The 24,051-nt window shown below is 70.9% G+C and carries 23 protein-coding genes, 1 tRNA gene and 1 pseudogene; 14 read left to right on the top strand and 11 right to left on the bottom strand.

The genetic code is table 11. The annotated features are described in order from the left end of the window. Positions 1-39: 39 nt before the first annotated feature. The 5 genes from GQF42_RS37925 to GQF42_RS37905 form a co-directional block, all read right to left on the bottom strand. Positions 40-231, bottom strand: a complete 192-nt coding sequence (locus GQF42_RS37925; RefSeq protein ID WP_158927532.1) for a hypothetical protein — start codon at positions 229-231, stop codon at positions 40-42. Between the two features lie 189 nt (positions 232-420). Continuing rightward, complete coding sequence (locus GQF42_RS37920) at positions 421-1,329, bottom strand: sugar phosphate isomerase/epimerase family protein (protein ID WP_158927530.1); 909 nt, start codon at positions 1,327-1,329, stop codon at positions 421-423. Between the two features lie 2 nt (positions 1,330-1,331). Next, on the bottom strand, positions 1,332-2,243 hold the full coding sequence (locus GQF42_RS37915; RefSeq protein WP_158927528.1) for an ATP-binding cassette domain-containing protein: 912 nt from the start codon (positions 2,241-2,243) through the stop codon (positions 1,332-1,334). A gap of 3 nt (positions 2,244-2,246) precedes the next feature. Then, positions 2,247-3,326, bottom strand: coding sequence for an ABC transporter permease (locus tag GQF42_RS37910; RefSeq protein WP_199272936.1), 1,080 nt, complete (start codon positions 3,324-3,326; stop codon positions 2,247-2,249). Next, positions 3,326-4,345, bottom strand: coding sequence for a sugar ABC transporter substrate-binding protein (locus GQF42_RS37905; protein ID WP_158927524.1), 1,020 nt, complete (start codon positions 4,343-4,345; stop codon positions 3,326-3,328). Before GQF42_RS37905 ends, GQF42_RS37910 begins: the two co-directional genes overlap by 1 nt. Before the next feature lie 177 nt (positions 4,346-4,522). Here GQF42_RS37905 and GQF42_RS37900 point away from each other — a divergent pair, with 177 nt between their 5' ends. The 6 genes from GQF42_RS37900 (at position 4,523) to GQF42_RS37875 (ending at position 11,664) form a co-directional block, all read left to right on the top strand. Next, on the top strand, positions 4,523-5,314 hold the full coding sequence (locus tag GQF42_RS37900; protein WP_158927522.1) for a GntR family transcriptional regulator: 792 nt from the start codon (positions 4,523-4,525) through the stop codon (positions 5,312-5,314). A gap of 323 nt (positions 5,315-5,637) precedes the next feature. Beyond that, positions 5,638-6,951 (top strand): ABC transporter substrate-binding protein, encoded by a 1,314-nt coding sequence (locus GQF42_RS37895; RefSeq protein WP_158927520.1) that lies wholly within the window; start codon positions 5,638-5,640, stop codon positions 6,949-6,951. Positions 6,952-6,959: 8 nt separating this feature from the next. Beyond that, on the top strand, positions 6,960-7,940 hold the full coding sequence (locus tag GQF42_RS37890) for a carbohydrate ABC transporter permease (protein WP_158927518.1): 981 nt from the start codon (positions 6,960-6,962) through the stop codon (positions 7,938-7,940). Further along, the gene (locus GQF42_RS37885) at positions 7,937-8,824 is read left to right on the top strand and encodes a carbohydrate ABC transporter permease (protein WP_158927516.1); all 888 of its coding nucleotides are present in this window, start codon (positions 7,937-7,939) and stop codon (positions 8,822-8,824) included. The genes GQF42_RS37890 and GQF42_RS37885 overlap by 4 nt, the downstream gene beginning before the upstream one ends. Before the next feature lie 326 nt (positions 8,825-9,150). Then, positions 9,151-10,485 (top strand): PP2C family protein-serine/threonine phosphatase, encoded by a 1,335-nt coding sequence (locus GQF42_RS37880; RefSeq protein WP_158927514.1) that lies wholly within the window; start codon positions 9,151-9,153, stop codon positions 10,483-10,485. A gap of 186 nt (positions 10,486-10,671) precedes the next feature. Next, complete coding sequence (locus GQF42_RS37875; RefSeq protein ID WP_158927512.1) at positions 10,672-11,664, top strand: MASE1 domain-containing protein; 993 nt, start codon at positions 10,672-10,674, stop codon at positions 11,662-11,664. Positions 11,665-11,692: 28 nt separating this feature from the next. On the opposite strand, the gene GQF42_RS37870 is transcribed toward GQF42_RS37875, so the two are convergent. Then, positions 11,693-11,769, bottom strand: a tRNA-Pro gene (locus GQF42_RS37870). 136 nt (positions 11,770-11,905) lie between these two features. On the opposite strand from GQF42_RS37870, the gene GQF42_RS37865 reads away from it, so the two are divergent. The 3 genes and pseudogenes from GQF42_RS37865 to GQF42_RS46385 form a co-directional block, all read left to right on the top strand. Then, positions 11,906-12,439, top strand: coding sequence for a DUF309 domain-containing protein (locus GQF42_RS37865; RefSeq protein ID WP_158927510.1), 534 nt, complete (start codon positions 11,906-11,908; stop codon positions 12,437-12,439). A gap of 58 nt (positions 12,440-12,497) precedes the next feature. Then, positions 12,498-13,277 carry a precorrin-6A synthase (deacetylating) gene (gene cobF / locus GQF42_RS37860; protein ID WP_158927508.1) on the top strand — a complete coding sequence of 260 codons (780 nt, stop codon included), beginning with the start codon at positions 12,498-12,500 and terminating at the stop codon, positions 13,275-13,277. Between the two features lie 59 nt (positions 13,278-13,336). Then, positions 13,337-13,534, top strand: a pseudogene (locus GQF42_RS46385) (hypothetical protein); the annotation flags it as partial. 15 nt (positions 13,535-13,549) lie between these two features. On the opposite strand, the gene GQF42_RS37850 reads toward GQF42_RS46385, so the two are convergent. Beyond that, on the bottom strand, positions 13,550-14,296 hold the full coding sequence (locus GQF42_RS37850; RefSeq protein WP_158927506.1) for a cobalt-precorrin-6A reductase: 747 nt from the start codon (positions 14,294-14,296) through the stop codon (positions 13,550-13,552). Positions 14,297-14,358: 62 nt separating this feature from the next. On the opposite strand from GQF42_RS37850, the gene GQF42_RS37845 reads away from it, so the two are divergent. Further along, a complete protein-coding gene (locus GQF42_RS37845; protein WP_233273620.1) occupies positions 14,359-15,168 on the top strand; it encodes an HAD-IIA family hydrolase in 810 nt (269 codons plus the stop codon). Here the strand turns inward: GQF42_RS37845 and GQF42_RS37840 are convergent. The 3 genes from GQF42_RS37840 to GQF42_RS37830 form a co-directional block, all read right to left on the bottom strand. Next, the gene (locus GQF42_RS37840; RefSeq protein WP_158927504.1) at positions 15,157-15,939 is read right to left on the bottom strand and encodes a sulfite exporter TauE/SafE family protein; all 783 of its coding nucleotides are present in this window, start codon (positions 15,937-15,939) and stop codon (positions 15,157-15,159) included. The two genes, GQF42_RS37845 and GQF42_RS37840, sit on opposite strands and share 12 nt — an antisense overlap. A 78-nt stretch (positions 15,940-16,017) precedes the next feature. Then, the gene (locus tag GQF42_RS37835) at positions 16,018-17,547 is read right to left on the bottom strand and encodes a long-chain-fatty-acid--CoA ligase (protein WP_158927502.1); all 1,530 of its coding nucleotides are present in this window, start codon (positions 17,545-17,547) and stop codon (positions 16,018-16,020) included. A gap of 73 nt (positions 17,548-17,620) precedes the next feature. Beyond that, complete coding sequence (locus tag GQF42_RS37830) at positions 17,621-18,808, bottom strand: thiolase family protein (RefSeq protein ID WP_158927500.1); 1,188 nt, start codon at positions 18,806-18,808, stop codon at positions 17,621-17,623. A gap of 155 nt (positions 18,809-18,963) precedes the next feature. On the opposite strand from GQF42_RS37830, the gene GQF42_RS37825 reads away from it, so the two are divergent. Beyond that, positions 18,964-19,773, top strand: coding sequence for an alpha/beta hydrolase (locus GQF42_RS37825; protein ID WP_158927498.1), 810 nt, complete (start codon positions 18,964-18,966; stop codon positions 19,771-19,773). Between the two features lie 143 nt (positions 19,774-19,916). Next, positions 19,917-20,744 carry an SAM-dependent methyltransferase gene (locus GQF42_RS37820; RefSeq protein ID WP_158927496.1) on the top strand — a complete coding sequence of 276 codons (828 nt, stop codon included), beginning with the start codon at positions 19,917-19,919 and terminating at the stop codon, positions 20,742-20,744. Here GQF42_RS37820 and GQF42_RS37815 read toward each other — a convergent pair. Beyond that, positions 20,741-21,595, bottom strand: coding sequence for a Cof-type HAD-IIB family hydrolase (locus GQF42_RS37815; protein ID WP_158927494.1), 855 nt, complete (start codon positions 21,593-21,595; stop codon positions 20,741-20,743). The two genes, GQF42_RS37820 and GQF42_RS37815, sit on opposite strands and share 4 nt — an antisense overlap. A gap of 193 nt (positions 21,596-21,788) precedes the next feature. Between GQF42_RS37815 and GQF42_RS37810 the strand changes: the two genes are divergently transcribed. Further along, on the top strand, positions 21,789-22,601 hold the full coding sequence (locus tag GQF42_RS37810; RefSeq protein WP_158927492.1) for an SAM-dependent methyltransferase: 813 nt from the start codon (positions 21,789-21,791) through the stop codon (positions 22,599-22,601). 45 nt (positions 22,602-22,646) lie between these two features. Then, positions 22,647-24,050 carry a type I glutamate--ammonia ligase gene (locus GQF42_RS37805; RefSeq protein WP_158927490.1) on the top strand — a complete coding sequence of 468 codons (1,404 nt, stop codon included), beginning with the start codon at positions 22,647-22,649 and terminating at the stop codon, positions 24,048-24,050. Position 24,051 lies beyond the last annotated feature (1 nt).

The following is a 24,051-nucleotide window of genomic DNA, read 5'->3' as shown; positions in this document are numbered from 1 at the left end:
AACGGCGCCGGGCGGTCGCCCGGCGCCGTTCTCCGTGTCTCAGCCGCAGTACCGGATCAGCCACTCGTCCGGGTTGTACGTGTCCCGCGCCGGGTCCGGCACGGTCGCCGGCCTGGTCTCCACCGTGTCCTGCGGGCGTATCCGCTCGGGCAGCGTGCCGAAGCGGGCGCGGCGCGCCGCGTCGGCGGTGTCCTGGGTCGCCTTGGGTGCCTCTTCCATGCGCTGTGTCATCGCGTCCTCCCGTCTGCGCGGGCGTCCCCCATCACTCTCACAACGCCCGCGTGCTCCCGGCTGGTTCCCGGCCACCCGGTGGCCGAATCCCCTGCGGTGGCGCAGGAAACACCGACGCGCCCCGGACCGCGCAGGCAGGCCCGCGGGCCCGGGAGCGCCCGGGAGCGCCCGCGGGCCCCGACAACGCCCTCAGGCCCCGCAGGAGCGCAGGAACCTGCGGGTGCGGACCGCGATCGGCAGGGGTGTGTCCGGCTCGCACGGGTACATGTCCTGCTCGACGATCGCGAACAGATCGACGCCCAGCGTCTGGGCCGCCTCCAGCACCGGCCCCAGCTCCGGCACACCGGACGGCGGTTCGCACATCACGCCCTGGGCCACGGCGGGCCCGAAGGGGATCCCGTTCGCCCGTACGCCGGCCAGGATCGCCGGGTCCACCTGCTTGAGGTGCAGGTAGCCGATGCGCTCGCCGTAGGTCTCGATCAGCTTGACGCTGTCCCCGCCGCAGTAGGCGTAGTGCCCGGTGTCCAGGCAGAGGTTGACCAGCTCGGTGTCCGTCGAGTCCAGGAACCGTTCGACATGGTCCTCGGTGTCGATGTGGGTGTCGGCGTGCGGGTGGACCACGATGTCCAGGCCGTACGCCTCCTTGACCTCGTGGCCGAGCCGCTCCATGCCCTTGGTCAGGTGCGCCCACTGCTCGGCGGTCAGCTCCGGCGGCTCCAGGATCTCGGCGGTCTTGTCGTCCCGCCAGAAGGAGGGGATGACCACCAGGTGCCGCGCGCCCGTGTCCCGGGTGAGCGCGGCGACCCGGCTGACGTGCGCCCAGGTCTCCTCCCAGACGGCCGGCCCGCGGTGCATGCCGGTGAAGACCGTGCCCGCCGAGACCTTCAGGTTCCGCCTGTCCACCTCGTCCCTGAGCCGTGCCGGGTCGGTGGGGAGGTAGCCGTACGGGCCGAGTTCGATCCACTCGTAGCCTGCGTCGGCGACCTCGTCGAGGAAGCGTTCCCAGGGCACCTGCCGGGGGTCGTCGGGGAACCAGACGCCCCAGGAGTCGGGGGCCGAGCCGACCCGGATGCGATTCAGCGGGGTGGGAGTTGCCATGATCAGGGGGTTCCTTCCGGGGACGGGGCGACGGGTGGGGTGAGGTCGCTCTCCTCGGGCAGTTCCTCGGTGTCGACGCCTCGTACCTGGGACAGTTCGTGCTTGAGCGCGGCGAGTTCGGCGCCGCCTGCCATGTGGTTGGTCAGCTCCTCCAGGCTCACCTCGCTGCGCGGGGCGGACAGCTCCAGAGTGCCCAGGCGCAGCACGTTGAAGTGGTCGCCGACCATATAGGCGTGGTGTGGGTTGTGGGTGATGAAGATGACGCCCAGGCCGCGGTCACGGGCTGCGGCAATGTACTTGAGCACCACACCGGACTGCTTCACACCGAGCGCGGCCGTGGGCTCGTCCAGGATCAGGACGCGGGCGCCGAAGTAGACGGCGCGGGCGATCGCGACGCACTGGCGCTGGCCTCCGGACAGGGTGCCGATGGGCTGCTCCAGGTCGTCCAGGACGATGCCCATGTTGCGCAGTTCCTCGTCCGCGGTCTTCTTCATCCGGGCGATGTCCAGCCGGCGGACCGGCCAGGGGCCCCTGGTCATCTCCGAGCCCAGGAAGAAGTTGCGCCACACGGGCATCAGCGGGACGGTCGCCAGGTCCTGGTAGACCGCCGCGATGCCCTTGGCCAACGCCTCGCGCGGACTGGAGAATCGCACCGGCCGGCCGTCGACGAGGAACTCGCCCTCGGTGTGCTGGTGCAGCCCGGAGACGATCTTGATGAGGGTGGACTTGCCGGCGCCGTTGTCGCCCAGCACGCAGGTCACCTGTCCGGCGTTCACCTTCAGGTCGACCCCGTGCAGCGCACGGATGTTGCCGTAGGACTTGCCCGCGCCCCGCAGTTCGGCCAGGAGGCCTTCGGAGGCGGGCGGCGGGTCCTGGAGGACGGCGCCGTGGGTGCCCGTTCCGTTGTCGGTCATCGGTTACCTCCGCGTCGCCGTGCGCTGGACCCACAGATTGATCAGAACGGCGCCGAGCAGCATCACGCCGAGGAAGGCCTTGAACCAGTCGGGGTTCCAGCCCGCGTAGACGATGCCCTGGTTGACCATGCCGAACATGAACGCGCCGAAGACGGGGCCGATCGCGGAGCCGGCGCCACCGGTGAGCAGACAGCCGCCGATCACGGCCGCGGCGATGTAGATCAGCTCGTTGCCGATGCCCTCACCGGACTGCACGGTGTTGAAGGAGAACAGGTTGTGCATGCCCACGAACCAGGCACCGAAGCCGACCAGCATGAACAGCGAGATCTTCGTGAACGTCACCGGGACGCCGACGGCCCGCGCACTGTCCTTGTTGCCGCCGACCGCGAAGATCCAGTTGCCGTACTTCGTCCGCAGCAGCACCCAGGTGGCCAGCGCGGCGAAGGCCAGCCACCACACCACCGTGATCTTCACCTGGACCCCGCCGACGTCGAACGACGAGGCGAAGATCTTCCTGGCCTGGCCGAAGCCGTCCATGTCGCTGATGTCGTCGGTGGCGACGTTGCCGGTGATCAGCTTGGTCACGGCCAGGTTCACACCCTGAAGGATCAGGAACGTGCCCAGTGTGATCAGGAAGCTCGGCAGGCCGGTCTTGACCACCATCCAGCCGTTGAAGAAGCCGATCGCGAGGGAGACGAGCAGGGCGACGATCACGCCCGTCCACACGTTCAGGGTCAGCTGGTAGCTGAGCATGCTCGCGGTGAGGGCGGAGGAGATCACGGCGACGCCGGAGGACAGGTCGAACTCGCCGCCGATCATCAGCAGGGCCACCGGGAGGGCCATGATGCCGATGGTCGAGGACTGGTAGAGGACCGTCGCCATCGAACTGCCCTGACGGACCGAGGGCGCGACGATCAGGAAGAAGACCAGGACGGCGGCGGCGCCGAGGAAGACGCCCACCTCCGGCCGGGCGAGCAGCCGCAGCGCCAGCGGGCGCCGGGCGGTGCGACCGTCGCTGTCCTTGGGACCGGACGCCGGCGGGGTGGTCCCCACGGCCGGTTCGGCGCGCTGGGCCATGCTCATCACCGGGTCCCCTTCGCGGCGAACTCGGCGACCTTGTCGACGTTGGACCTGTCGACGAAAGCCGGTCCGGTGAGCACCGGCTCCACGCCGCCGCCGCTGTAGTTGCCGTTGTTCTTGTAGAGCCACAGCCCGTCGACGGCGAGGTAGCCCTGGAGGTAGGGCTGCTGGTCGACGGCGAACTCGATGCTGCCGTTCTGGACGGCCTTGACCATGTCCTTGTTCAGGTCGAAGGTCGCCACCTTGGCCTTGCTGCCCGCGTCGCCCACCGACTGCACGGCGGTCAGCGCGAAGGGGGCGCCGAGGGTGACGACCGTGTCGATGGAGTTGTCCTGCTTGAGCTTCGCCGTGATCGTCGAGCGCACGGACGGCATGTCGGTGCCGTTCACGTACAGGGTCTCAGTGGTGCCCCTGAACGTCTTCTGCACGCCGTCGCAGCGCTGGGTGAGGCCGACGTTCCCCTGTTCCTGGATGACACAGACGATCTTCTTGGCGCCGGTCGTGTTCAGCTTGTTGCCGAACGCCTCGCCCGCCACGCTCTCGTCCTGCCCGAAGAACTCCAGCAGTCCGAGCTTGCGCCAGTCACTCAGTCCCGAGTTCAGGCCCACCACCGGGATGCCCGCCTGCTCGGCCTTGCCGATGACGCCCTTCATGGCGTCCGGCTTGGCCAGGGTGACCGCGATGCCGTCCACCTTCTGGTCGATCGCGTTCTGCACCAGGTTCGCCTGGTTGCCCGCGTTCGGGTCGGACGAGTAGACGAGCTTGACGTTGTCCTTGGCCGCGGCGGCCTCGGCTCCCTTGCGGACGGTGTCCCAGAAGGTGTCACCGGGCGCCTGGTGCGTGACCAGCGCGACGGTCATGCGCGGTGTGTTGGCCTTGCCCGCCGAGGCGTTCTGTGCCGCCTCCTCGGCCTTCTTCCCGCCGTGGGCGCTGGCGCACCCGGCGAGAGCGAGGGCTGCCGCCGCGGCCACCGCCACGAAGGGGGCCGATCGGCGAAAGCGGGAGGGAGAAGAGCGGTCCATCTTTCCAGCACCTCACTGTGCGTGCGACGGGGAAGGGACGCTGATGCGTTGGGACGGGATCCAAGTCCCTGGTGAGCCCGCTGTCAATACTTTGTTAAGACATCATTTCACGAGCAGGTCCGAATGTAAGTACAAACCATTGACACCTGTGCCCTTCCGGCCCTACACCTGAACGGCATGAGCCCAGTACACCGCACCCCGCCACGAACGGCACCGGGCGATCGCGCACTCGACTCCGTCATGTTCGCGCTGGACCGTACGAGCCCGGTGCCGCTGTACTACCAGCTCGCCCAGCAGTTGGAGGCGGCCATCGAGCACGGGGCGCTGACCCCGGGCAACCTGCTGGGCAACGAGGTCGACCTGTCCGCACGCCTCGGCCTGTCCCGCCCCACCGTCCGGCAGGCGGTCCAGTCACTGGTCGACAAGGGGCTGCTGGTGCGCCGCCGCGGGGTGGGCACACAGGTCGTGCACAGCCAGGTCAAGCGGCCGCTCGAACTCAGCAGCCTCTACGACGACCTGGAGTCGGCCGGGCAGGGCCCGACCACCCGGGTGCTGCGCAACGAACCGCTTGCGGCTCCCGCCGACGCGGCGGCGGCCCTCGGCCTCGCGGAGGGTACCGAGGTCACCGTGCTGGAACGGCTGCGCTGCACCCACGGCCGTCCGGTGGCGTTGCTGCGCACCTACGTGCCGCCCGCGCTGCTCGAACTCCCCACCCAGCGGCTGGAGTCGACGGGTCTGTACCGGATGATGCGGTCCGCCGGGATCGTCCTGCACAGCGCCCGCCAGTCCGTCGGCGCCCGCGCCGCCACCGCCGAGGAGGCCGCCCTGCTGGACGAGAAAGAGGGCGCGGCCCTGCTCACCATGCGGCGCACCGCCTACGACGACACGGGCCGGCCGGTGGAGTACGGCAGCCATGTCTACCGGGCCTCCCGGTACGCCTTCGACTTCCAGCTGCTGATCAGACCCTGATCAGCAGCTGCCGATCAGACCCCGGCCACTGCCCTGTGCTGGTCAGGGACCGAAACGGAATCACTCGCGTTCACACAGCCCCCCGCGGCCCCGGCCGCCCCTGGGGACGATTTGCCTGTCGTGCCCCAACACCGCAGGTAACGATGACGATTACGTTTCGGGCAAGAGACACCCGAGTGCGAGCCGACCTATTGACGCATGAGCGGACATGGGGGTGTTATGACGCCCACGATGTTCGGTCGAGTTGGTTTCTGAGCGGTTTCGACAACCTTTCGGTGATCAACTCACCCCTTGACCGAGCCCTGTATTCCTCAGGAGCCGCCATGCGCCTCTCCCCCTCCGGTGTCCTTGTCCCGGGTCCCAGCCGTCGCTCGGTGCTGCGCGGAGCGGGCGGTGCCGCCCTGCTCGCCGGTGCCGGCATACCCCTGCTGTCCGCCTGCGGAAGCAGCGGCTCCTCCTCCGACCCCAAGACCGTCACCCTCGGCTCCAACGCCTCGGACGCGGTACCCAAGAAGGCCTTCGAGAGCGTCTACGCGGGCTTCAAGAAGCAGTCCGGCCTCACGGTCAAGGTGAACACCAAGGACCACAACACCTTCCAGGAACAGATCAACTCGTACCTGCAGGGCACGCCTGACGATGTGTTCAACTGGTTCGCCGGTTACCGCATGCAGTTCTTCGCGGCGAAGAAGCTGGCCACGCCCGTCGACGACGTGTGGCAGAAGATCGGGGACAACTTCCCGGACGCGATGAAGAAGCTCAGCAAGGGCGAGGACGGCAAGTACTATTTCGTGCCCCTGACGACGTACCCCTGGGCGATCTTCTACCGCAAGAGCGTCTTCCAGCAGCACGGCTACAAGATCCCGGCCACCTGGGACGACTTCGTCGCCCTGTGCAAGCAGATGAAGAAGGACGGTCTGGTCCCGATCGCCTTCGGCGACAAGGACGCTTGGCCCGCGATGGGCACCTTCGACCAGATCAACTTCCGGCTCAACGGCTATGACTTCCACGTCCAGTTGATGGCGGGCAAGGCCTCCTGGACCGACGCCAGGGTGAAGGCCGTCTTCGACCACTGGGCCGAGATCCTGCCCTACCACCAGGACGGTTTCATGGGCCGTACCTGGGAGGACGCCGCACAGTCGCTGGTGGCGAAGAAAGCCGGCATGTACCTCCTCGGCTCGTTCGTGGCCCAGCAGTTCACCAACAAGGCCGACCTGGACGACCTCGACTTCTTCCCCTTCCCGGAGATCAACTCCGCCTACGGCCAGGAGACGGTCGAGGCACCGACCGACGGCTTCATGGTCAGCAAGTCCCCCAAGAACCACGCCGGTGTCCTCAAACTGCTGGAGTACCTGGGCACCCCCGCGGCGGAGGAGCTGTACCTCAAGACCGACTCCAGCGTGGTCGCCGCCTCCAGCAAGGCCGACACCTCCGCGTACTCGCCGCTGCAGAAGAAGGCGTTCGAGATGATCGGCGGCGCGAAGACCCTCACCCAGTTCATGGACCGCGACTCCCGGCCCGACTTCACCTCCACGGTGATGCAGCCAGGGCTGCAGAAGTTCCTGCAGAACCCCAAGGGCGTGGACAGCCTGCTGTCGTCCATCGAGCGCCAGAAGAAGACGATCTTCGCGTCCGAGTGAGCGACCCGATGACGACCGACACGACGACGAAGACCCCGGGGGCAGCCGCAGCGGCGCCGCCGGGGCCCACGCCCGAGAAGAAGCGCGCCACGCAGGGCCACCGGCGCCTGCTGACCCGCCGTGACCGGATCACGCTCGCCCTGATGGCGGGCGTCCCGACGATCCTGCACGTGGCCCTCGTCTGGGTCACCGCCATCGCCTCGATCTTCCTCGCCTTCACCACCTGGGACGGCATCGGGTTCGACTCGATCAAGTGGGTGGGCCTGGACAACTTCAAGCAACTCTTCAACGACAACCCGCAGTTCTGGCCGGCCGTCGAGCACAACGTCATCTGGTTCGTCGTACTGATCCTGATCCCGACGCCGTTCGGCCTGTTCCTGGCGGTGCAGCTGGACAAGAAGATCCGGTTCAGTCGGGTCTACCAGACCGCGTTCTTCCTGCCCGTCGTCATCTCGATGGCCTGCATCGGCTTCGTCTGGCAGCTGGTCTACAACCCGGACACCGGCCTGATCAACAGCATCATCGGGGCCAACAAGCCCGGCCACTACATCGACTGGATCGGCGACCCGCACCTCAATCTGTGGGCGGTCCTCATCGCGGCGTCCTGGCGGCACACCGGCTACATGATGATCCTTTACCTGGCCGGCCTGAAGAGCGTCGACCCGTCGCTGCGCGAGGCCGCCGCGCTGGACGGCGCGGGCGAGTGGCAGACGTTCAAGCACGTCATCTTCCCCACGCTGCGCCCCACCAACACGGTGGTCCTCGTCGTCACCATCATCGAGGCGCTGCGCGCCTTCGACCTGGTCTTCGTCTTCAACAAGGGCGCCCAGGGCACGGAGTTGCTGTCGATCCTGGTCACCAACAACATCATCGGCGAATCCAGCCGCATCGGTTACGGCTCCGCGATCGCCGTGGTCCTGCTGGTGATCTCCCTGGCGGTGATCATCCCGTACCTGATCGCCACTTTCCGCAAGGAGCGCCGCGCATGAGCAGCACCACTCTCCCGCTGAAGCGCCGCGCCCCGATCCGCCCGGCCCGCGTCCTGCTGCACGTCTTCCTCGCCGGTACGGCGCTGGCCTGGCTGGCCCCACTCCTGTGGGCGGTCTACTCGGCCCTGCGGCCGTACAGCGAGACCAGCACCAAGGGCTACGTCTCCTGGCCTGACAAGCTGACCTTCGAGAACTTCACGAACGCGTTCAAGCAGTCGGACATGCTGCACTACTTCGGCAACACGCTGATCGTCGCGGTGCCGGCCGTCCTGCTGACGCTGTTCCTGTCCTCGTGCGTGGCGTTCTACGTAAGCCGCTTCGACTTCCGCCTCAACCTCGCCCTCCTGCTGGTCTTCACGGCCGGCAACCTCCTTCCGCAGCAGGTCATCATCACCCCGCTGTACCGGCTGTACCTGCTGACGAACCTGCCGGGCATCACGGCCAGCGGCAAGCTGTACGACTCCGCGCTCGGCCTGGTCCTCATCCACGTGGCGTTCCAGTCGGGCTTCTGCGCGTTCGTGCTGAGCAACTACATGCGCTCGCTGCCGCACGAGCTGACCGAGGCCGCGCTGGTCGACGGCGCCTCGGTGTGGCGGCTGTACTGGCAGATCACCCTGCCGCTGTGCAAGCCCGCGATGGCGGCCCTGGCGACCCTTCTCTCCATCTGGATCTACAACGACTTCTTCTGGGCCCTCGTCCTGATCTCGACCGGCGAGAACATGCCGATCACCTCGGCCCTGAACAACCTCTCCGGCCAGTACTTCACCGACCCCAACCTGGTGGCGGCAGGCTCCCTCCTGACCGCGATCCCCACCCTGATCGTCTACTTCGCCCTCCAGCGCCAGTTCGTCAGCGGCCTGACCCTGGGCTCCAACAAGGGCTGACGGCCCCAGCGGACCCGCACCTGCGGGTATTGGCGCAAGGGGTGCTGCCGGATTCCTCCGGCAGCACCCCTGACCTGCCACTTTCCCAAGTCTTCGGCACCGCGGAGGCCGCCCGTCGAACGAGCGCCGGCACAGCGGCGGCAAGGACATCGGTGCCACAATCTAAGACGACGCAGTGAGGACCGTCCGCCCTGATGGTGATCGGGGTCGTGGAAGGAGGCCGCAATGCATCGCTCGAGGCTGGCGCTGCGCGAGCCGCTTCACCGTGTCCGGTCGGCAGACCCGACGATGACCGCAGACGGACACCGGACCGCTGGGCACCCGTGATGGCGGGAGAGAGGCACGGCAGACGCCCCGGCCGCGCGCAGCTCCCCGACCTGCATGTGCGCCTTCGTTCCGAGCTGAGCCGGATCGACGAGCAGCTGCGGGCCCTGCTGTCCTCCATGGACCGGCTGCAGGGCCTGCTGGATGCCGTGGTGGCCATCAGCCGTGAGGTGGAACTGCCTGCGGTGCTGCACCGTATCGTGACCACCGCCATGGACCTGGTCGGCGCCCGCTACGGGGCACTGGGCGTACTCGACGAGTCCGGGGAGCACCTGGAGCAGTTCATCACCGCCGGTCTGTCCGAACAGGAACGCACGGCTTTGGCCGAGACGGGCATGCCGCGCGGCCTGGGTGTCCTCGGCCACCTGATCCGATACCCCGAGCCCCTGCGGATCGACGACATCCCGGCGCACCCGGCGTCCGCCGGGTTCCCACCGGGCCATCCGCGCATGCGCACCCTGCTCGGCGTCGCCATCAGTGTGCGCGGTGAGATCTACGGTGATCTCTACCTCTCCGGGCGGCAGGACGGAAAGCCCTTCGACGTGCACGACGAGAACGTCGTCCTCGCCCTGGCCGGCGCCGCCGGCATCGCGATCGAGAACGTCCGCCTGTTCGAACGGATCCGGGTCGGGGCCGAGCAGTTCCAGCGGTTGTTGCTGCCCACGCTGCCCGACGTGCGTCCCTTCACCGCCGCCGCCATCTACCGGCCGGCCGCCGAGCCCAGTCAGCTCGGCGGGGACTGGTACGACGCCATCCTGCTGCCCGACCACGTGGTGGCGGTCGTGATCGGTGACGTGGTCGGCCATGATCTGCGGGCCGCAGCCGCCATGGCCTCCACCCGGAACATGCTGCGGGCCCTGCTGTTCGATCAGAGCCATCCGCCCGGCGAGGTCCTCACGCAGCTGGACCGGGCTCTGGAGGCCATCACCGACAATCCCGTCACGACCACCGTTCTGGCCCGCATCGAACCGGAGAAGCCGGGCTGGCGACTGCACTGGAGCACCGCGGGGCACGTCCCACCGCTGCTGCTCACCCGTGAACGCCGCGTGATGTACCTGCTCGGCGAGCCAGGGCTGCCGCTCGGTGTCGACACCGCCCAGCCCCGCCCGGACCACTCCCGCCACCTGCCCCCGGAGGCCACCGTGGTCTTCTTCACGGACGGGCTGGTCGAGCACCCCGACCACCCCATCGACGAGCGGCTGAACACGCTCGCCCATCTCGCCGTGGACCAGGCCGGCCTGCCCCTGCCCGCGTTCGTCCGGGCTCTGGCCGATCACCACCCCAGCGACGGTCACGACGACATGGCGATTCTCGCCGTGCGCACGCCGGCCGCCTGACACCGGGATGCCACTGGGCAGGCAGGAGGAACGGGGCCTCCTGTCGCGGCGCATGCCGGTCCCGCCCGTCACGGGTGCCGTGGAGGATCCGGCGGATCCGGCGGATGATGGGGCTGGGGGCGATGTCGACCCGGAGGTCGCCCGATGGCTGTCGCGCAGCGTGTACAGCTCAGCCGCGACGGTGCAATGACTGTTGCGGAGATCTGTGCCGTCGCGGCGCTGTACTACGGGTCGGCCAGGCTGGGTCTGCTCCAGCAGCTGGTGCGCGGGCAGGTCACCCCGCTGTGGCCGCCGAGCGGAATAGCGGTGGCGGGCCTGCTCCTGCGCGGCCTGAGGGTCTGGCCCGGAATCGCCCTCGGCGCGTTCCTGGTCAACATCTCGCTCGGGCCGTCGCTCCCGGCCGTGCTCGCGATCACGGCGGGAAACACCCTGGCGCCCCTGTGTTCCTACGCGCTGCTGCGCCACATCGGGTTCCGGAACGAACTGGACCGTCTGCGCGACGCGCTCGCCCTGATCTTCCTCGGTGCGTTCACCGGGATGCTGATCAGCGCGACGACGGGCAGCGGGACCCTGGTTCTCGCCGATGTCGTCAGCACCGAGGGCTTCTGGCCCACGTGGTCGGTCTGGTGGACCGGCGACGCGATGGGCGTCCTCGTGGTCGTACCGGTTCTGCTCGTTCTCGGCGCGGCACGCCTGCCGCGGGGCGTGCCGCCACTGCGGTGGCTGGAGGGACTGCTGCTGCTGGCAGCCACCGTCGGCGTGGGTGTCGTCGAGACCAGCAGCGTGCCGCTCATGTTCCTCGGGTTCCCGCTGCTGATCTGGGCGGCCTTCCGCTTCCAGCTGGCCGGGGCCGCGCCCTGCGCCTTGGCCGTGTCCACCTTCGCCGTCATCACCGCCGCACGGGGAGCGGGCCCCTTCGCCGGTCATGACCTGCTCACCGGCATGATCACCCTTCAGGCGTTCAACGGTTCCGCGTCGCTGACCGCGTTGCTGGTCTCGGCGGTCATCAGCGAGCGGAACCAGACGCAGCAGGAGATCGCGCGAGCCTGCGGGGAGCTGGCCGGGATGGCGGCCAGGATCGCCACCGGCGACCACCACCCGATGCGCCTCGAGGGGGAGGGTGGGGAGGACCGGAACGGCGGACCCACGGAAACGAAAAGGCCGTCTTCCCATTCCTGAGAAGACGACCTCCGACCGTCAATAAATCTGGTCGGGACGACAGGATTTGAACCTGCGACCCCTTGACCCCCAGTCAAGTGCGCTACCAAGCTGCGCCACGTCCCGATGCGCTCGTTCGCGGTGACCCGCGTGATCGCACGAACAGAACCTTACCCCACGGACGGGGGTGCGCCTAAGAGGGCCCGGAGGCCGTACAGGCCGCGGGCGCGCCGACGGGGACGGGGGCGGGACAATCAGCCGTATGACGAGTGCGGACGCAGCGGATGCCAGGGACCGGGACGCGGACGGGCGGGCACGCAACGCGCGGCCCCGGGACGGGCTCGGCCGCCCGTTGCCCCATGGCACCGAGGGCGTCCCACGGCAGCCGGAGGGTGTCGTACGGGCCCCGAGCGAGACGGTCGCGCAGGCGCAGGCGCTGCTGGAGGCGGGCAGGCCGTTCCACGCGCACGAGGTGTTCGAGGACGCCTGGAAGTCGGGTCCCGGGGACGAGCGGGCGCTGTGGCGGGGGCTGGCCCAGCTGGCGGTCGGTCTCACCCACGCGGCGCGCGGCAATGCCGTCGGCGGGGCGCGTCTGCTGCGGCGCGGCGCGGGGGCGGTCGAGGAGTGGGAACAGGAGCAGCGGGAGGACCGGGCGTACGGCATGGATCTCGCCGGGGTCGCCCGCTGGGCGCGGGAGCTGGCGGGACGGGTGGAGCGGGGCGCCGGTCCGGTGGACCCGGTGGCCGAGGCGCCCCGGCTCGCCCGGGGCGTGCCCGAAGACCCGCAAGGGCCGTGATGACCGTGCGTAGGGAGGCGGTGGACGCGTTGTCAGTGGCATGGGGCAGACTCGGGGCGTGCGAAAGATTCATGTCATCGGTATCGGCGCGGGCGACCCCGACCAGCTGACCCTGCAGGCGGTCAGGGCGCTCCAGGGCACGGACGTGTTCTTCCTGCTCGGCAAGGGCGAGGTGAAGGGCGATCTCACCCAGCTCCGCCGGGACATACTGGACGCACATCTGCCGGCCGGGTCGTACCGGGTCGTCGAGGCACGTGACCCGGAGCGGGACCGCGCGGCGGGCGGGTCGGCGTACTCACCCGCGGTCGAGGACTGGCGCAGCGCCCGCGCCGGGATCTACGAGCGGCTGATCGCCGAGGAGCTGGGCGAGGACGGCACCGGCGCCTTCCTGGTGTGGGGCGACCCGGCGCTGTACGACAGCACGCTCGGGATCCTGCAGGAGGTGCTGGAGCGGGGCTCGGTCGCCTTCGACTACGACGTCGTACCGGGCATCAGCAGCGTCTCCGCACTGGTCGCCCGGCACCGCACGGGTCTGAACCGGGTGGCGAGCCCGGTGCAGATCACCACCGGGCGGCGGCTGGCCGAGGGCTTCCCCGAGGGGGTGGACGACGTGGTGGTGATGCTGGACGCGCACCAGGCCTTCCGGCGGTACGCCGAGGAGGACGTCGACATCTACTGGGGGGCGTACATAGGCACCCCGGACGAGATCCTCGTCAGCGGGCCGATCGCCGAGGCGGGCCCGCAGATCGAGCGGGTGCGGGCCGAGGCGCGCGAGCGCAAGGGCTGGATCATGGACACGTATCTGCTGCGCAGGAACCCGGGCCCCGGCCGGGCCTGACGGCATCCGGGCGGACGGCCCCGCATGCGTGGCTGGTCCACCCGTGTGATCGCGACCTCGTGACCGTGACCGAGGAACCAGCGCCGCCGAGCGCCGCACAGCCCCCGGCACTGGACGCCCGCCGGCGCAACGTCGTCTTCGTGACGATCGTGCTCGGCATGCTCCTCGCGGCCCTGGACCAGACGATCGTCGGTACGGCGCTGCCGACGATCGTGTCGGACCTGGGCGGTGCCGCGCACATGTCGTGGGTGGCGACGGTCATTGGTCGGTCCTCAGGCGGCGCCGAGCCCGAGCCGCTGCAGTACGCCCGCCTCGTCGGGCACCGCCGTCACGCCCCACGGGAGCGCGGGGCGGCGTACGACGACCACGGGCAGGGCGAGTTCCCTGGCGGCGGTCAGTTTCGCGGCCGTGGCTCCGCCGCCGCTGTCCTTGGTCACCAGCACCTCGATGCGGTGGGTGCGCAGCAGTTCCGTCTCGTCGGCAACGGTGAACGGGCCGCGGGCAAGGACCAGTTCGGTGTGCGGGGGCAGCGGTGGCCCGGGCGGGTCGACCGAGCGGACGACGAAGTGCAGGTCCGTCAGGTGGGCGAAGGCGGAGAGGCCGAGGCGCCCGGTACTCAGGAACACCCGGCGGCCCAGGCACGGCAGGGCCTCGGCCGCCGCCTGGAGGGAGGGGACGTCGTACCAGCGGTCCCCGGGAACCGGTTGCCAGCCGGGCCGGCGCAGCACGACCAGCGCGACCCCCGTGGCCGCCGACGCCCGCGCCGCGTGGGCCGTGATCGCCTCGGCGAAGGGGTGGGTGGCGTCGACCAGGGCGTCCACATGGTGCGTGCGCAGCCAGTCGGCCAGGCCCTGCACGCCGCCGAAGCCGCCGATCCGCACCTCGCCCGCCACCGTGCCCGGCCGCGCGACCCGGCCGGCCAGGGACGTGGTGACCCGGATGCCGGGCCGGGCAGCGAGGTCGGCGGCAAGGCGGCGGGCCTCGGTGGTGCCGCCGAGGATCAGGACGTGCGCGGGCATAGGGGTGAGCGTACGAGGTGCTGCGGGCGGGTCGGGCGTCCGGGCCGCTACGGTCTGACGTCATGGAGGTCATGGAGGTCATGGAGGTCGCAGAGGTCGGGGAGTCCGTGCGGGCCGTGCTGATCGACATCGATGGTGTCCTCACCGTCTCCTGGAAGCCGCTGCCGGGTGCGGTGGAGGCACTGCGGGCCGTCCGGGACGCGGGTCTGGGCGTGGTCCTGGTGACCAACACCACCTCCCGGTCCCGGGCGTCCGTCGCCGCAACGCTCGCGGGCGCGGGGTTCCCGGTGGGGGCCGAGGACATCCTGACGGCCCCCGCGGCCACCGCCGCCCATCTGGCCGGGGCTCGCGTCGCGCTGTTGAACAGCGGGGACGTCGGGGCGGATCTGGAGGGGATCACCCTGGTCGGTGACGACGACGACGCGGACGTCGTGCTGCTCGGTGGCGCCGGGCCGGAGTTCGGTTACGAGGCGCTCAATCGTGCCTTCGGCCGGCTCCAGCAGGGTGCGCGGCTGGTCGCCATGCACCGGAACCTGTACTGGCGGACGGACGAGGGACTCCAACTGGACACGGGGGCGTTCCTGGCCGGTCTGGAGGCGGCCGCGGATGTCGAGGCGGAGGTCACGGGGAAGCCGTCGCGGGCGTTCTTCGAAGCGGCTCTCGGGCGTCTCGGGGTCGGCGCGGAGCAGGCGCTGATGGTCGGGGACGACATCGAGTACGACGTCCTGGCGGCTCAGCAGCTCGGCATCACCGGGGCGTTGGTCCGCACGGGCAAGTTCCTGCCCCAGAGCCTGGAGCGGGCGAGCGGACGCCCGGACCACGTCCTGGACTCCTTCGCGGACCTCCCGGCCCTGCTGGGGCTAGCGCAGTAGCAGCTGCAGCCCGCCCACGATCGTCGCCGCGATCACGAGTTGTTCGAAGAGTCGCTGGTTGATCCGGTTCACAGCCCATTTGCCGATCAACGCCCCGGGCACGACGAACACCGCGAGCGCTGCGTCGAGCAGCAGCGAGCGCCCGTCGATCAGGCCGAGGCCCGCGCTGAACGGCACCTTGGACAGGTTCACGATGAGGAAGAAGAACGCCGACGTGCCCAGGAAGCCCAGCTTTTGGAATCCGGCCGAGAGCAGATACATCGACATCACCGGGCCGCCCGCGTTGGCGACCATCGTCGTGAACCCGCCGAGCACGCCGTACGAGCGCGCCTTGGCCCGGCCGGCCCGGCCCGCCGCCGCGTCCGGCTCGTCCGGCCCGCCCGCGCCCTGCGGCCGACGACGCCGCCACAGCGTGACGCCCGCCATCAGCAGCAGGATCGCGCCGATCGAGGTGCGGACGACCCCGTCGCCGGCCCACATCAGGAACAGCGTGCCGGCCACCACGCCGGCCGCGACGGCCGGGAACAGCCGCCACAGGGTGGGCCAGTGGGCGTGCCGACGGTAGGTGAGGACGGCGAGGACATCGCCGGCGATCAGGACGGGCAGCAGGACGCCGGTGGAGGCGCGAGCGGGCAGGACCGCCGCGAAGATCGCGAGGCTCACCGTGTTGGCCCCGCTCACCGCGGTCTTCGAGAAGCCGACGAGGACGGCCGCGGAGGCGAGCGCCGCGAACCCCCAGCCGGATATGTGCCAGAGAGTCATCGTGTTCATGCGGAGACCGATGCTATGTCCGGACAAGGCTCCGGCGTAAGGACCGTCTCGCCAGGTGATCACTGCCGACCGCTAGGGCTAGTCCACTTGCTTTTCCACCTTCTCCACGTACGTCGCCCGCAGTTCCCGCTTGAGCACTTTCATGCTGGGGCCGAGCGGCAGCGCGTCCGTGAACTCCACTCGGCGCGGGTACTTGTGGCGGCCCAGGTGCTCCTTGGACCACTCGGTGACCTCGGCGGCGCCGGGCGCGGTGCCCGGCGCCGGCACGACGACGGCGCACACCTCCTCGCCGTGCAGCTCGTCGGGCAGGCCGATGACCGCGACCTGGGCGATCGCGGGGTGGCGCATCAGGACCTCCTCGACCTCCCGCGGGTACACGTTGTAACCGCCGCGGATGATGACGTCCTTCTTGCGGTCGACGATCCTGAGGAAGCCCTCGTCGTCCTTGGTGCCGAGGTCGCCGGTGCGCAGCCAGCCCTCGACCACGGCCTCGGCGGTGGCCTCGGGCCGGCCTAGGTAGCCGGAGAAGACGTTGTGGCCACGGATGACGACCTCGCCCAGCTCGCCCGCCGGAAGCAGCTCGATGCGGTCCTCCAGCTCGGCGCGGGCGATCTCCACGTCCACGCCCCACAGCGGATGCCCGATGGTGCCCGGCCTGGTGCCGAACAGCGGCTGGTTGACGGTGGCGGTCGGCGAGGTCTCCGACAGTCCGTACCCCTCGTAGATCTTCGCGCCGAACGCCTCCTCGAACCGCTCGAGCACAGCGACGGGCAGCGAGGCCCCGCCGGAGATGCAGACGCGCAGCTCGGGCAGCCGCTCGGCCCCGGCCGCTGCCGCCGCGAGGGCGACGTACATGGTCGGCACGCCGTGGAAGGTGTTCACCTGCTCCTCGGCCATCAGCTCGATGGCGCGGGCCGCGTCGAAGCGGGGCAGCAGCACGAGCGTGGCGCCGGCCCGCCAGGTGGAGTTGAGCGAGACGGTCTGCCCGAAGGCGTGGAAGAGGGGCAGGGCGCCGAGCGCGATGTCGTCGGCGCGGATGTCGTTGGCGTCGAAGGCGTTGACGGTCGCGTTCATCACGATGTTGAAGTGGCTGAGGACCGCACCCTTGGGGACGCCGGTGGTCCCGCTCGTGTAGAAGATCACCGCCGGGTCGTCGGCCGTACGGGTGACGTACGACGGCAGCGGCTCGGCTCCGGCGGCGAGCTGGTCGAACTCCGCGCCCAGGGTGACCACGTGGACCCCGAGGGCGTCGGCGGCGGCCCGGCCGGTCTCCGCCTGGGCCGGGTGGACGAGCAGCAGGCCGGCCCCGCTGTCCTTCAGCACGTGCTCGACCTCGCCCGCCGACAGCAGCAGATGCACCGGTACGACGACCGCACCGGCCGCGATGATCGCGTAGTAGGCGACCGGGAACTCGGCGGTGTTGGGTGCCATGAGGGCGACCCGGTCCCCCGGCCGTACGCCGAGGCCGGCGAGCGCGCCCGCCCGGGCGAGGGACCGCTGCCACACCTCGCCGAAGGTGAGCCGCAGGTCGCCCTCCACGAGGGCGGTCTTGCCGGGACGTCGCCTGGCGTTCTCGGCGAGGATGGTGGCGACGGACAGGGTTGCCATGGAGTGCTGCTCCGTTCCTTGCTGCGGCTCGTGCTGTCGAACTTTCTTGCAGAGAGCCCTTGTTGACGCTGTGTCAGTGCGCTTCGACCAGTACCGCGCTCCCCTGGCCCACGCCCACGCACATGGTCGCGAGCCCGCGCTCCGCTCCCGTGCGCCGCATGCGGTGCAGCAGGGTCGTCAGGATGCGGGCGCCGGAGCACCCCAGGGGGTGGCCGAGGGCGATGGCGCCGCCGGTCGGGTTGACCAGGTCCGGGTCGATGCCCAGCTGGTCGACGCAGGCGAGGGCCTGTGCGGCGAACGCCTCGTTGAACTCGGCCTCCTGCAGGTCACCGACCTCCCAGCCGACCCGCGCCAGCGCCTTGCGGGTGGCGGGAACCGGGCCGATGCCCATGACGTCGGGGTGCACGCCGGCGGAGGCGCCCGCGACATAGCGGCCGAGGGACTCCAGGCCCAGCTCGTTCAGTGCCTCCTCGCTGACCAGCAGCAGCCCGGCCGCGCCGTCGTTCATCGGCGAGGCGTTGCCCGCCGTGACCGTACCGCCCTTCCGGAAGACCGGCCGCAGACGGCCGAGTTTCTCCAGCGAGGTGTCCTCGCGGACGCACTCGTCCTGCTCCACCACGATGCCGTCCGGCCGCTCCACGGGCAGGAGTTCGTCGTCGAAGTGGCCGTTCTTGCGTGCCGCGGCGGCCCGTTGGTGACTGCGCAGGGCGAACTCGTCCTGCCGCTCGCGGGAGATGCCGTACCGGGCGGCGACCTCCTCGGCGGTCTCCCCCATGGACAGCACACCGTGCAGGTCCTTCATGGCCGGGTTGACCAGACGCCAGCCGAGCCGGGTGTCGTAGGTCTCGATGCGCTGCGGGAGTGCCTCGTCGGGGCGGGGCAGTACGAAGGGGGCGCGGCTCATGGACTCGGAGCCGCCGGCGATCACGATGTCGGCCTCGCCGGCGGCGATGGTGCGGGCGGCGGCGGTGACCGCTTCGAGGCCGGAGGCGCAGAGCCGGTTGACGGTGGCGCCGGGTACGGACTCGGGCAGGCCGGCGAGCAGGGCGGCCATGCGGGCGACATTGCGGTTGTCCTCGCCGGCCTGGTTGGCCGCGCCCCAGTAGACGTCGTCGATCCGGGCCGGGTCGAGGGCGGGCACATCGGCCACCAGGTGACGGATCACGCCGGCCGCCAGGTCGTCGGGCCGGACGGCGGACAGGGCTCCGCGCAGCTTGCCGATGGGGGTGCGGCGGGCGGCCGCGAAGTGGACGGGACGCACGGCTTCGACTCCTGACCTACGACCGGCCTACGACACTGTCGGCCGGTGGACCACACGGACACGCTTAATTAGCACTGCTAGTTTTCGACTATAGACCTCGGACCGGCCCGCTGGGAAGATCTCCCCGGAGCTTCACCGACCCGCCCGGAGGAGACATGCCCCACGTCCGCGAGCACACCCTCGACGGCACCCGCGGCCCGGTCGCCGTACGCGAGTGGCCGCACCCGGCGCCCCGGTACCTGGCTCTGGTGGTGCACGGGTACGGCGAGCACGCGGGCCGCTACGACGGGCTCGCGGCCGTGCTCACCGGGCACGGGGCGGCGGTGTACGGACCGGATCACGTCGGCCACGGCAGGTCGGCCGGGGAGCGGGTGGTGATCGAGGACTTCGAGGACGTGGTCACCGATGTGCACCGCGCGGCGGACCTCGCCCGGGCCGCCCACCCGGGCCTGCCGCTGGTCCTGGTCGGCCACTCCATGGGCGGGCTGATCGCGGCCCGCTACGCCCAGCGGTACGGCGTCGAACTGAGCGCACTGATCCTGTCCGGGCCGGTGATCGGCGACTGGGCGCTGCCGGGGCGGCTGCTGGCCCTGCCGGAAATCCCGGACACCCCGGTCAGCCCGGCCGCGCTGTCCCGGGACCCGGCCGTGGGCGCCGCCTACGCCGCCGATCCGCTGGTGTGGCACGGGCCGATGAAGCGGCCGACCCTGGAGGCGTTCGCCCGGACGCTGGAGACCGTCGCCAGGAGCGGTGACGTCGGCGCGCTCCCGCTGCTGTGGCTGCACGGCGACGACGACCGGCTGGTGCCGCTGCCCGGCAGCCGGACCGGCGTGGCGCGGCTCGCCGGCGGCCGGGCGACCGAGCGGATCTTCCCCGGGGCACGGCACGAGGTGTTCCACGAGACGGACAAGGAAGAGGTCTTCGGCGAGGTGCTGCGCTTCCTGGACCGTACGCTGCCCGGCTGACACCCCAACGTCCCTTCCCCGCAGCCACGTTGGGGGCACGCAGGCGCGCGAGGGCCCCGTGCGCCGCAGTGCGTGATCGTGTCAGACTGCTGCCCGCACGTCCCGGAGTGACCGCCGGGACCGGCCGAGCGGAGGAGCAGCACGTGACGGGGACCGACCAGGCCGCAGCGCGCATCGACACCACCCGGCCGCATCCGGCCCGGGTGTACGACTGGTTCCTCGGCGGCAAGGACAACTACCCCGTCGACGAGGAGCTGGGCCGCCGGATCACCGCGATCGACAGGGGCGCCCCGCGGGCCGCGCGCGCCAACCGGGCGTTCATGCAGCGCACCACGCGTGCCCTGGCCGAGGACGGCGTCCGCCAGTTCCTGGACATCGGCACCGGCATACCGACCGAGCCCAACCTGCACCAGATCGCCCAGTCGGTCGCGCCGGACAGCCGGGTGGTCTACGTCGACAACGACCCCATCGTGCTGGCCCATGCGCACGCGCTGCTGCGGGGCCGCCCCGAGGGCGTCACGGAGTACGTCCAGGCCGACGCCCGCGATCCGCAGGCCATCCTCGAACAGGCCGCCCGCGTCCTGGACTTCGGCCGCCCGGTCGCCCTGTCCCTGATCGCCCTGCTGCACTTCGTCGCCGACGAGGACGGCGCCCACGAACTGGTCTCCACCCTGGTCGACGCGCTGGCGCCGGGCAGCCGTCTGGTGCTGTCGACGATGACGGCCGACTTCGAGCCGGAGAACGTCGAGAAGGGCATCGCCGCCTACGCTGCGGGCGGGGTCACCCTGGTGGCCCGCTCCCGCGCCGAGGTGGCCGTCTTCTTCCAGGGCCTCGACCTGCTTCGGCCCGGCATCGTGTCGATCGCCGACTGGCGCCCGGATCAGGCGCCGGACGCCCCGGGGCCCGTCTCGCTGTACGGCGCGGTCGGCCGCAAGCCCCTGACCACGGGCACGGCCCGACCGGGGGCCTAGAGGCCGAGCACGCGCGCGATGGTGCGCACAACGCCGTTGTCGTTGTTGGACGGGGCCAGGTAGCGGGCCCGGCGCACGACCTCCGGGTGGGCGCCCGCCATCGCGAAGGACCAGTCGGCCGCGTCGAGCATCTCCAGGTCGTTGAGGTAGTCGCCGAAGACCATGGTCTGCGCGGGTGTGATGCCGAGCGCGCGCTGCAGGCCGCGCAGGGCGGCGCCCTTGTCGGCGGTGCGGTTCATCACGTCGACCCAGTGCTCGCCGGAGACGACGACCTGGTGGGTGGCGGCGAACTCCGCGAGCGCGGGGGCCGTGGAGCGCTCGGCGGATCCGAAGTCGAACAGCGCGACCTTGATCACGTCGTCCTCGACGGCGGTGACGTCCTCGACGATCCGGTGCTCGACGTAGTACTTGCGCACCTCCGCCAGGAACGCCTCGTCGGTCCGCTCGACATACGCCGACCGCTTGCCGCACACCACCACGCCCACGTCTGCGCCGTCCGCGACCAGCCGCCGTACCGTGCGGGCGATCCCGGCAGGCACGGCCGGTGCGAGGGTGTCGGAGGTCAGCTCGACGCCGTCGCGGACCACGTACGTGCCGTTCTCCGCGATGAACACCATGCCCTCGGCGACGTCCGCGAACTGCCGTGCCAGCGTGGCGTACTGGCGGCCGCTGGCCGGGCTGAACAGCACTCCGCGGCGGCGCAGTTCGGCGAGCACCGGCCACAGCCCGTCGGGGATCCGCTTGGCGTCGTCCAGCAGCGTGCCGTCCATGTCGCTGACGATCAGCCGGATGTCGGCGGGGCCCGCGGGCAGGCCGGGTATGTCCAGGAGGGGCGTGGGCGTGGCGGACATGTCCTGCTTCCGGTCGGCTGCGGCGTACCGGCCCAGTGTTCCTCATCCGCCGCGGCGTCCCGGAACCGGTTCCCGCCGCACCGGAACGTCCCGGAGCCGTCCCGGACCGCCCCGGACCGTGCGTTTCCCGGGACAGGGCGATCAACCGGCGGCACAATGACGGCGGGCAACCGCGTGCGAGAAGGGCGGCGACGTGACCGAGGGCGACTCCGCGACGGCCGGACCGGCGAGACTGAACACCTCCGTGGCGCACAACGCCCGGGTGTGGAACTACTGGATCGGCGGCAAGGACAACTACGAGGTCGACCAGCGGGTCGGTGAGCAGATCGCCGGGATGTTCCCGGTGATCCGGGAGGTGGCTCGCGCGGACCGGGAGTTCCTGGCGCGGGCGGTGCGGTTCCTGGCCGCCGAGCACGGGATCCGGCAGTTCCTGGACATCGGCACGGGGCTGCCGACCGTGGACAACACCCACGAGATCGCCCAGCGGATCGCGCCCGAGTCCCGGATCGTGTACGTCGACAACGACCCGATCGTCCTCGTGCACGCCCGCTCGCTGCTCACCAGCTCGCCCCAGGGGGTCACGGACTACCTCGACGCCGACGTGCGCGACCCCGAGACCATCGTGCTGCGCGCCGCCGAGACCCTGGACCTGACCCGGCCGGTCGCGCTGATGATGCTCGGCATCCTGAACTTCGTCCTGGACACCGGGGAGGCGCGGGACATCGTGCGCCGGCTCATGGCGGCCCTGCCCTCGGGCAGTTGGCTGGTCCTCACCCACCCGACCCACGACGAGGACGTGGGCGGCGCGGGCAACGCCGCCGCGATGAAGTTCTGGAACGCCCACGCCACCCCGCCGATCACCGCCCGAAGCCGTGCGGAGATCGCCGGGTTCCTCGACGGTCTGCAGCCGGTCGAGCCGGGCCTGGTGCCCTGCTCGCAGTGGCGTGCCGACCCGGCCGTCGCGGCGCCGGTGCCGCAGTTCGGCGCGGTGGCCGTGAAACCCTGACACCCGTCGACGCCGGCACCGCGCGGACCGAGCCGAGGAGGACGTATGACCACCCTTGCCGACCCCGTGCCCGGCGGGCGCCCCGAGGATCTGCGCCGGGTCGCCGGGCTCACCGCCGAGCTGACCCGGCAGGGCGTACACGGGATCGTGCTCGCGTACGTGGACACCGCGGGCGTGTGCCGGGTGAAGACCGTCCCCACGGCTCGGCTGGCGGCGGCCGTGACCTCGGGCGTCGGCATGTCCCCGGTGTTCGACACCTTCCTCTGCGACGACTCGGTCGTCACCACCGACGTGCTCGGCTCCCCGGACGGCGACCTGAGGCTCTACCCGGACCTCGACCGGCTGGTGGCGCTGGCGGCGCAGCCCGGCTGGGCGTGGGCGCCGGTGGACCGGATCACCCAGGAGGGCGCCCGGCACCCCGGCTGTGCCCGAACCTTTCTGCGCCGGACCGTGGCCGACGCGGCCGAGCGGCACGGCCTCGCCTTCAAGGCGGCGATCGAGGTCGAGTGGGCGGTCGGGCTCGGCTCGGCGCCCGCCGGGGAGTTCCGGCCGGCGGTCCGCGGTCCGGCGTACGGCGCGATCCGGCAGGTGGAGCTGAGCGACTGCACCGCCGATCTGCTGGCCGCCCTCGCCGCGCAGGACGTGCCCGTCGACCAGCTCCATCCCGAGTACGCGGCCGGGCAGTTCGAGATCTCGGTGGGCGCGCTGGACCCGGTGGCGGCGGCCGACCGCAGCGTGCTGGTGCGGCAGACGATCCGGGCGGTTGCCGCACGGCACGGCCTGCGGGTGTCCTTCGCCCCGGCGTATCTCGCCGACGGCGTCGGCAACGGCGGCCATCTGCACCTGTCCTGCTGGCGCGACGGGGTGAACCTGCACGCCGGCGGCGAGGGCCGGTACGGGATGACGGCCGAGGCGGAGTCGTTCGCGGCCGGGGTGCTGGCCCGGCTGCCCGCGCTGACGGCGGTCACCGCCCCGAGCCCGGCCAGCTATCTGCGGCTCCGGCCGTCGCAGTGGGCGGGGGTGTTCACGGCGTGGGGCCGCGAGACCCGGGAGGCGGCACTGCGGGTGATCACCGGTACCGCGGGCCGCCGGGCACAGGAGGCCAACCTGGAGGTCAAGCCCGTGGACCTGGCGGCCAACCCCTACCTGGCGCTCGGCTGCGTCATCGCCGCCGGCCTCGACGGCACGGCCGGGGCGCTGGAACTGCCCGAGGAGATCACCGGCGACCCTGCCCGGTACGGCCCGGACGAGGCCGCGGCTCTCGGGGTACGGCGGCTGCCACGGTCACTGTCCGAGGCCGTGGCGGAGTTCCGTACCGACGAGGTGCTGCGCACCGCCCTGGGCCCGGTGCTCGCGGACGCGGTGCGTGCCGTACGGCTCGGTGAGGCGGCGACCGCCGAGGGGCTGGACGACGCACAGGTGGCGGCGGCCTACCGCTGGGTGTACTGAC

The organism is Streptomyces broussonetiae (genome assembly GCF_009796285.1).
Classification (GTDB): domain Bacteria; phylum Actinomycetota; class Actinomycetes; order Streptomycetales; family Streptomycetaceae; genus Streptomyces; species Streptomyces broussonetiae.
This window is presented reverse-complemented; position numbering and strand designations above follow the sequence as displayed.